Below are 9482 nucleotides of genomic sequence, written 5' to 3'. Positions count from 1 at the left end.
ATCTTTGATCCAATCACCGGGATTTATCACCCTCCCTGTCATCTCAAAGATGCCGTGATCGCCCATGATGATGCCTTTCACAAAGCAGGAGATACCGTGCAAAGCCAAGGGGGTTGGCACGATGCCGGGGACTACGGCAAATATGTGGCAACCACAACGGTCACCATCGGCAGCTTATTCAGCCTATACGAGCAATATCCCCAAAACTTTACCGACGGCCAATTAGATATTCCCGAAAGTGGCAACCAGCTCCCCGATCTACTAGATGAGATGAAAGTCGGTCTAAACTGGCTACTCTCCACCCAGCGCCAAGATGGTGGAGTTTATCGCAAGCTCTCGGGCAAAGAATGGCCGATTGGCAAAGCCCCCGATGAAGACCAGCAAACCCGCTACCTGTACGGCGTGTCTACCCCTGAAACCGGGAAATTTGCCGCAGTGATGGCTATGGCGGGTCGGATTTACAAGGACCCCCAACAGGCCAAAACCTATCTAGATGCCGCTCAGCTAGCCTGGGACTATTTGCAAACTCAAGACCAAATGCAAGAAGGCTGGATTGATGGCGACGATAGCGGTTCTGGGAAGTATCTCTTGTCTTACATTGACATTGAGGACAGCCTGAAAACCGATATCGACGATCGCTACTGGGCCGCCGCCGAGCTATTCCTGACCACTGGAGACTCAAAGTTTGAGCAATATCTGGTGGACCATTTCGACCAGATGCCCTTTAACCTCTACGAATGGAAGGATGCCTCCACCCTAGGCATGGTCGATTATCTGCTCTATGCCAAGGCGGACCCCAACCAGCTCAAACCTCAAATTCAGCAAAAGCTTCTAGACCGTGCCGATCAAATTATGGGGCGGGTCGAAGGAAGTGGCTATCGGCTAGCCAACCATCGCTTTATTTGGGGGTCCAACAAAATGACAGTCGAAGAAGGCATTACCTTAGTCCATGCCTATCACCTCACCCAAGCGCAGACATATAAAGAAGCTGCTCTCGATCAGCTCCACTACATGATGGGTCGCAATCACTTTGATCAAACCTTTGTCACGGGGGTGGGGACCCATCCTGTGGCAAAGGTAAACCACCTCTTTGCCAGAGCGAAGCAAATCAACATTCCGGGGTTAGTGGTCGGGGGACCCAATGACGGAGCCCAGGACAATATTGCCCCCAAAGGTTTAGGCATTCGCAGCTATCTCGACAGCGAAAAGTCCTATGCCACCAATGAATATGCTATTGACTACAATGCACCCCTTTTAACCCTTTTAGGAATGCTGTTGGAGACGTCTTAACTGAACTCTTGCAACACCCCCTTGAATGCCAAAGGGTATAGTACACAGCATTCTCCCCCCAGAATATAGCCTTCGGCATTCAAGAAAGGGGGGCCGGGGGGGCCTAATGCAGAGAAGTAAGCCCTGACCCGCATTTGCATCAGAGGCTGTGAAGCGTCAACGCACCAAGTGTTATCTTGAATCATACTGAATTGCCTGAATAAAGCCCGTGAACACGCCTAGCCACGCGATTATCAACCTTGCTCTCTTAATGAATGTGACAGAGCAGCCAGCGGTGTTGGCGGTGACAGCGGGAGCCATTGCCCCGGATCTGCCCATGTTTGTGTTTTATGCCTGGGTGAAGGGGATTCGGAAATTACCGGAAGGTCAAATTTGGACGGAGGCGTACTATCATCCCTTTTGGCAAACCTGGATTGATCTGGGCCATTCTATTCCTTTGGCGGGGCTGGCAACTTGGGGCTGTTGGCAACTGGGGTGGATGCCTGCGGCGTTGTTTTTTGTCAGTATGATTCTGCATTCTTTGGGGGATTTGCCGGTTCATAATGACGATGCCCACAAACATTTCCTACCGTTAAGTCAATATCGGCTGATTAGTCCCCTGTCCTATTGGGACCCGAAGCACTACGGTCGGCAAGTGGCGTTTGTGGAGATGATGCTGGTATTGGGGACTTCTGTGTTGACGTTTCCGATTTTGGGAAATGTTTGGGGCCAAGGGTTGGTGGTGTTGGTGAATGGGTTTTACTGGTATACCTTTGGCTATACATTTTTGCGGCGACAGTTGCCTAATTTATTTTGTCGGGCGCGGAATGCTTGAGGGTTAGGTTTCGTCGAAGGAGAGGTTGGCGAAATGTTCTTGGAGGTAGCGGTGAACGAAGACGTAGCTGCCACCTGTGCGGTAGATAAATAATCGATCTTCAGCCTTTTTGAAAAAGGTGACGAAATTCCAAGGGATTTGCTTGGTTTGGTAGAGGACTAAACGCATAGCAAAGTGTTGAATAGAGGCTAGTCCTCCTCCTGCAATAATGGCTCCCATGATTGGTAACCCTATGACTAAGCGAATAATGCTTTTCATTAAATCTGGCTCTAAGGACGAAGGTAAAATATTTTTCAATAAAAAATAAATAATAATCGTAAAAAAAATCGAGACTATAACCGTAATCACCATAGTTTTGAGAGATCCCCAAATACCTTGATTTGGAAAAGTCCGCTTTATAATATCGACTTTTAACCCTCCAATCAGCCCTAAGATTAGCCCGTAAATTAGCCCAAAAATCTGCCCTCCAATCAGCCCTAAAGTTAGCCCAACAATCAGCCCTCCAATTAGCCCTCTAATTAGCCCTAAAGTTAACCCTAAAGTTAACCCAAAAATCAGCCCAACAATCAGCCCTCTAATTAGTCCGTAAGTTAGCTCTCTTCTCAACGACGCTAAAATGTCTCGTCCCGTCTCTCGGGACATTGAAATTCTTAAAGCTTCTACAAGAACAATAGGTTTTTGCCCTCCAATTAGTCCTCCAATTAGCCCTCCAATTAGCCCGTAAATTAGCCCTAAAATCAGCCCAACAATCAGCCCTCTAATCAGCCCTCCGGTTAGCCCTCCAGTCGGCCCTCTAATTAGCTCGAAAATCGGCATAAGAATCGAATCGAAAATCTGCCCTCCAATCAGCTCTCCAGTCAGCCCGTAAATCAGCCCTCCAATTAGCCCTAAAATCAGCCCGTAAATCAGTCCTAAAATTAGCCCAACAATCAGCCCATAAAGGTATTTACCTCTTGCTGTTTTTAACCAATCTTTGGGCTGCATTCGTTCGATCAAAAACTCCTTTCCCGTTCCTGTTTTCTTCGCTATCCCTTGCAGCCAGCGCAACATTTGTTGCTGTTCTTCCTCAGAAGACAAAGGTCGCTGAACAAACATTCGTTGTATATAACGATCAAACAGGAGTTGCTTGCGCTGGTCTTCAGGTAAATTCTTCAATTCCTGAGCGGAGCGATGGCGATAGGCTAGGGTCAAAATCCATAGAAAAAGTGGCGTATTCGTTAATTCTCGTAGAGAAGGATCTTCTCCTAAAGCAGCTTTAATCCCTGCTAATTTTTCTCCTCCATCTTTTAGATATTGGTCTACTTGAGTGTCACTTAAAGGTTGAATATACACCGCCGCCTGAAACTTTTCTAAGCGAGTGTTCAATTCCCGATAATCAGCAATCCGGCAGCACAGCACGATTTTGATATTGCCAAATTCTTGCTGAAACTGGTTCACTGCTTCCACACAAGCATCGCGATATTGAGGTTTAACTTCATCCAATCCATCCAGCAGTAACGTCCATTTTTGCTGCTTGAGCCAAGTGTTTCCGACTTCTTTGCGCACTTGGTGTTGCTGAAAAAGCTCTTCCAGAAGCCACTGGGTAAAAGGAACCATCTCATCTTTAGACAATGGTTCTTTAGGAAGCTGTTGAACACTCCAAGCGGATAAATTCAAAACAATCGGTATCGACTGCTCTAGATATCGAATATTGGTGTCTTCCAATAAATCCTTAGCTAGCTCTAGTAGCAACGTTGTTTTCCCAGCACCCGGATCTCCCAGCACTAACAACGTTCCTCCTTCTCCCAACTTGGCAAACCGATCCAACAATCGAGTCCCAGGAGGCAACACCTGTTTCTCTTCCCCTGCCGTTTGCCATTCCACCCCTACCATCTCAGGCCGCTCTTCCAAACCCACCGCAATTCGGACCTGCTCATACAGAGATTTTTTCAATACCCCATCAATCCATTTCACCCGCATCTTATCCATTAAAGTATGGCGATTATCTTGCCACCGGGCCTCTTCTAGTTCAATCGTTGTCAGCGTCGAGGGCTTGCGGACAAGCTGCACCACATCCGCCACCATCATGCCAATGAGTAGCAATAGCACAACGCCATACAACGCACCAATTATCTTGGACGTTGGGTCATCCTTATTGAAGGCATCCATCGCCTCTGGTAACAATCTGCAAACAAAGACCAAAACGGCTGATTCGATCAATAATTTCAGCCATCGATCCCATTTAGCTTTTTTAAAGTCAGCCGGAAGGAATCCTAGGAACCAACCCACTACTACCGGAATCAATGTGGTGAACAAAGGAACCACAACTGTCTGAAAGTTAGGATTACTCAGCAAGTTTTTGAGAGCCATCAAAATTTACGAGAATAAGCAGTTATCAATGACTATAAACGAGATTGAAAGTATAAACCTCGCGAAATATCTCTTCAAGTCATAGTTCTGCTCAGTAGTGAGAGTTAATACTGATTCTGCCCCATTGTCTAAACTTATTTCAGACCTCATCACTGGGTTGAGAAAACATCTTGATGCTGTCGTACTGCCTTCCCCTCATCCCTATCGCTATGGAGAGAATTGCCAACCGTGTTGTTTCTTGTGAGGTCTTGCGATCTGAGACTTCAAAAAACCATCTATCCCCTCGGCAAGGAGAAGCTAGGCATAATGCCTACTGGAGTTGCTGTTCAGCCTATCGCTTACGGGTTGCGACTAGTCTTAACGCAAACTGACGAGCTTTAAATCCAGTTTCTTTGCATCAATATTGAATTGTACGAGAATAGACATCGCGAGAAATTGAATAAACCCAAGCATCTGAGGGAGAATTTTGCTAACTTGCATCAATACCTATCATCAGTACACTAAGGTATAAGTGATCTAAATAGTAGGTGTAAATCTGTCATAGTAATGCCGCAATCACTCTTGCAGACTAATTTTTCCAAACAGGGTAGCTTTTTTATATCAAGCGCCTATTGAGCTATGGATAGCCAATGGCAACCTGCCTTAAAACAGCCGTGCTGAGTGAATAGCCTAAATTAATTTCTATGTCTCTCTAAACGATGATTTGCTGCCTCAACCCCAAGTGTGAGAAACCCCTAAACCCAGACACCAACAAATTTTGTCAGCAGTGCGGGACACGACTAATCCTGCTGCGTCAGCGTTTTAAGATGGTTCGCCTGTTGGGTAAAGGGATGTTTGGCAACACCTACCTGGCAGAAGACCGAGACAATCTCCTCGAACCATGCGTTGTCAAGCAACTGATTTGTCAAGCCCAAGGCACAGAAGAGAGTCAGACTGTCGTTGAGCCTTTTTTGCAGGAAGCTGAGCAACTTAGGCGACTGAAAAAAAACCGGCATATTCCCAGCATTCTGGCGTACTTTGAAGAAAATCACATCCCTTATTTGGTACAAGAATATATTGATGGCCAAGACCTCCAGCAGGTCATTGAAAGTCAAGGCCCCTTCAAAGAAAATCAAGTACAGGCATTGTTACTAGAATTGTTGCCTGTATTGCAGACAATCCATGATCAAGGGGTGATTCATCGTGATCTCAAACCTGCTCACATCATGCGCCAGCATGAAGACGGAAAGCTGGTTCTGGTCGGTTTTTGTGTCTCTAAACAAATCAATTTATCTAAACTAAAACAGACAGAAAGCGTGCGGGAAAACGCGAGTTATGCTCCTCCAGAAGTCCTGACTGTTGACAAAGTTCTTCCAGGCAGCGATTTGTATAGTTTGGGGGCAAGCTGCGTTCACCTGCTAACCGGAGTTGCGCCCTATGCACTCCCTCTCCAAGATAACGAAGCATGGGTGGATCACTGGCACCAGCATTTACCACAGCCCATCAGTGCTGAATTGCACATGGTGCTGCAGAAGTTACTGCAAACGAAAATTTCCGCCCGTTACGCATCAGCATTAGATGTGCGCAAGGATGTACGGGCTCTTGCGAAAGGGACCCCTCGCTCTCAGTCCAACACCAACAAGCCTTCTGCACAACCCGCGCAGTCCCATCCTCCTTTACCCAGCCCCCGTTCCGAAGCCAAGGGAAAACCACCACCTCCGCCCAAACCATCGTTACCCACCTTCCAAGCGGAAGTGGTGAAAGTTGACCCCCAAGGCCAAGTGACTCATCGTCAAAAACGCGATATTGTCTGCCTGCATGAGGATTTAGGCAAGGGAGTTACTCTGGACTTAGTGCATATCCCCTCAGGCCGTTTCTCTATGGGGTCTCCCCCAAATGAAAAGCAGCGACAACCTACTGAAGGGCCACAACATATTGTGGCTCTTTCAGAGTTCTATTTAGGTCGATATCCCGTTACGCAAGCTCAATGGCGGTTGGTTGCCGCTTTGCCCAAGATTAAGCGGAACATAGAAGCTCAACCCTCCACGTTTTCAGGTGATCATCGCCCCGTTGAAGGCATCTCTTGGTTCGATGGGGTTGAATTCTGTAGCCGCTTATCCCAGTTGACGGGTAAAGATTATCATCTACCCAGTGAAGCAGAATGGGAATATGCCTGTCGAGCCGAGAGTAAAACTCCTTTTGCCTTTGGCGAAACGCTGACTACAGAAATTGCCAATTATGATGGCGCCACTGCCTATGGGAAAGAGCCAGTCGGGCGCTGTCGCCAACAAACGACCGCTGTGGGTAAGTTTTTAGCCAATCGATATGGCTTATATGACATGCATGGAAATGTTTGGGAATGGTGTGCGGATCATTGGCATGGTAATTACGGGAATGCCCCTATCGATGGCAGTTGCTGGCAAGATCAATTTTTCTTCGCCTGCGTCCTCAGAGGAGGAGCTTGGAATACTCCAGCCATGAGTTGCCGTTCGGCTGCTCGCATTTGGGAAGCCGCATCCGAACAAAGCAATCACATCGGTTTTCGGGTTGCTTGCAGCATCGTTCAACCTGGGACTCCATAGCGGCATGTCTCTCAAACGGGTCCCTAACCTGCGAGCATACTGGGTGCCGACCGATCAGGCCATTGCCACAGTTGCGATCAGGTGGTTGCCAACTCAACGATGTCATTGCTGACAAACAAGCTAGATTAGAAGCAAGATCGTTGGTCTCCATCGCTCAGTCTGGTGATCCGTGGTTAGCCGATTTCCGCTACACGCTATGTCCTACCTCAAACGTTGTCTTGGACCTGCCTCTAAACTATGGGGTTGCGTCCTCTGTATGCAGACTGTCCCTGTATTCGCAATGCCGACGGTATCCCCAGACTTTTTCTCAACTCAGAATGCAGCAGAAGAATTTTTTGAAGTCGGTCGCCAGCAGCTTGAACGCGAGATTCAACGCCTAGAACAACTACGGGGTTGGCGCTCAGAGCAAATCTTACACGTCGATGAACAGGCGAAGCTAAAAGAGACGGAGCTGGAGAATGGGGACGGCTTACAGCCTCAACGCCAGCCCCATCAACGGCAGATCCATTGAGATTAGCCGAGGCGACGATAGAGTAGTTTTTGAATGCTCAGTAATGCGATCGCATCAAACCCGAATAGCAATAACAAGGAACCGCCCAAGCTAACGGACCCCCAGGGGGCCTCCATCACGACGCTGGTAAAACTCCAGTCATTGTGGAGATACAGGTAACGAATGGGCTCAATGGCAAAGCTGAGGGGATTCAAGCTCGCCACAACCTGTAACCAAGTGGGCATAAAGGCCAAGGGCACTAAAGCGGTGCTCGCAAACAGCAGGGGTAAATTGGTGACAAAAATGACTGCAATCAGTTCAATATGACCCGGTAAGGCAAACGAAAGTCCCAAGCTGAGGGCCGTCACGCCTAAAACCAACAGTAAAACAATCAGCGCAACGATGGCTAAGCCTAGCGCATTGGGTAAGCCTGCTCCCATCAAGAAGCTTAAGGCCATAATGGCTAGGGTTTGAATCAGACTCAAAGTGGTGATAAAAATCGCAGATGCCATCACAATCGAAAAACGTGAAGCCAGAGGAGCAACCAAGAGTCGATTCAAAAATCCAAATTCCCGGTCAAACATCACGGGGAGGCCTGCGTTTAGAGCCCCGCTAAAGGCCGTAAACACGATGACCCCTGCACTGAGAAATTGGCCATAGCTTTGGCTCGTGCCGAATAAGCCTTCCGGCACATTTTTGAAGAGGGCGCCAAAGAGGACCAACCACATCAACGGCTGAATAATGCCCGCAATCAGAGTGGTAGGCCGCCGCTTTAACTGAATAAACAGGCGACGGGTTAAGGCTACGGTTTCTTGTAGAAACTCGCCAGAAACGATCCCTGGGGTGGTTAATAAATCGGTTTGCACGCCTGAGTCAGTCATTGAGTTGGCGTTAGCAGAGGTGATGGTCATAACAAAATTTTAAAAGTGGGTATCTAGATTCAGAGGAAATTTAGGAGCCACAGACAGCCCTTTGATCCTAATCGATCATGGACTAACGCATATTTTCTTTGCGTTCTTTTTTGCGATCGCGCGTGCCCGCAGCCGCCATTTCCGCATCCAATAACGTACGCCCCGTCGCCGCTAGATAAACATCATCCAGACTGGGACGGGCTTGGGCAATGCTAAAGATGGGCAAACCAGCCTCTTTCAGCGCGGTTTGAATACTTAAAAGGGCATCTCCTTGGGACGATACCACCATATTTAACGAGTTGCCCTGGGCCGGGTTAATAATCACATCTTGGACAAAGGGCAAGGCGGTGGTCATGGCCTGGGCTTGCTGCGCCTCTTGTTCAGAGGTGAATTCTCGAATTTTCAGGGTGACTCGATCGCCGCCGACTTGGTCTTTGAGTTCTGTCGGCGCTCCTTCAGCAATCACCGTTCCCTGATCAATAATGGCAACGCGATCGGCCAGGGCATCAATTTCTTCAAGATAATGGCTGGTGAGCAGAATTGTTGTTCCCCGCTCTCGGAGTCCTCGCAAAAAGTCCCAGATAACAACCCGACTCTCAATATCTAAGCCTACAGTGGGTTCATCTAACACTAAAACGGCTGGCTCATGCAATAAACCAGCTGCCAGATCAAGTCGTTTACGAATACCGCCAGAATAGGTTCCTGTTTTCGTATCAGCCCAACTTTGTAAATCCAGAAGCGTTAGGACTTTTTTGACCCGATCAGCAATGGTTTTGGCGGGTAAGTGATAGAGGGCCGCTTGCAGTTGCAGCAATTCGCGTCCCGTGAGCACTTTATCCAGTGCTACTTCCTGGGCAATGTATCCCAACAACTGGCGAGCGGCTCGGGGATGTTGCCGCACAGAGACCCCATTGACCTCAATGGTGCCATCGTCTGGGGTAGCTAAGCTGCATAGGCAACGTAAGGTCGTGGTTTTACCGGCACCATTCGGTCCTAGCAAGCCAAAAATCTCTCCCGGTTGAATTTGAAAGGAGACATCTTTAACTGCTTCAACCTTGCCGTAGGAT

The 9482-nt window shown here is 48.1% G+C and carries 7 protein-coding genes; 4 read left to right on the top strand and 3 right to left on the bottom strand.

From position 1 onward, the window contains the following. Positions 1-1290 (top strand): glycoside hydrolase family 9 protein (locus Q0991_RS10035; RefSeq protein WP_299487940.1); only part of this gene is annotated, 1290 nt, incomplete at its 5' end. 208 nt (positions 1291-1498) lie between these two features. Beyond that, positions 1499-2104 (top strand): hypothetical protein, encoded by a 606-nt coding sequence (locus Q0991_RS10030; RefSeq protein WP_299487939.1) that lies wholly within the window; start codon positions 1499-1501, stop codon positions 2102-2104. A 3-nt stretch (positions 2105-2107) separates the two neighbouring features. Here the strand turns inward: Q0991_RS10030 and Q0991_RS10025 are convergent, their stop codons facing one another. Continuing rightward, entirely contained in the window at positions 2108-4453 is a 2346-nt protein-coding gene (locus tag Q0991_RS10025; RefSeq protein ID WP_299487937.1) for an NACHT domain-containing protein, read from the bottom strand. A gap of 698 nt (positions 4454-5151) precedes the next feature. On the opposite strand from Q0991_RS10025, the gene Q0991_RS10020 reads away from it, so the two are divergent. Both Q0991_RS10020 and Q0991_RS10015 read left to right on the top strand, forming a co-directional pair. Further along, positions 5152-7014 (top strand): SUMF1/EgtB/PvdO family nonheme iron enzyme, encoded by a 1863-nt coding sequence (locus Q0991_RS10020; RefSeq protein WP_366524939.1) that lies wholly within the window; start codon positions 5152-5154, stop codon positions 7012-7014. Positions 7015-7210: 196 nt separating this feature from the next. Then, the gene (locus tag Q0991_RS10015) at positions 7211-7525 is read left to right on the top strand and encodes a hypothetical protein (protein ID WP_299487934.1); all 315 of its coding nucleotides are present in this window, start codon (positions 7211-7213) and stop codon (positions 7523-7525) included. A 2-nt stretch (positions 7526-7527) separates the two neighbouring features. Here Q0991_RS10015 and Q0991_RS10010 read toward each other — a convergent pair whose 3' ends face one another. Next, on the bottom strand, positions 7528-8385 hold the full coding sequence (locus Q0991_RS10010) for an ABC transporter permease (RefSeq protein ID WP_299487942.1): 858 nt from the start codon (positions 8383-8385) through the stop codon (positions 7528-7530). A 112-nt stretch (positions 8386-8497) separates the two neighbouring features. Next, positions 8498-9482 (bottom strand): ABC transporter ATP-binding protein (locus tag Q0991_RS10005; RefSeq protein ID WP_299487932.1); only part of this gene is annotated, 985 nt, incomplete at its 5' end.

Origin of the sequence: Acaryochloris sp. IP29b_bin.137, from assembly GCF_028285745.1 — a bacterium.
Lineage (GTDB): Bacteria > Cyanobacteriota > Cyanobacteriia > Thermosynechococcales > Thermosynechococcaceae > Acaryochloris.
Note: the sequence above shows the minus strand (reverse complement) of the source record. Positions and strands in the feature narration are given on the sequence as shown.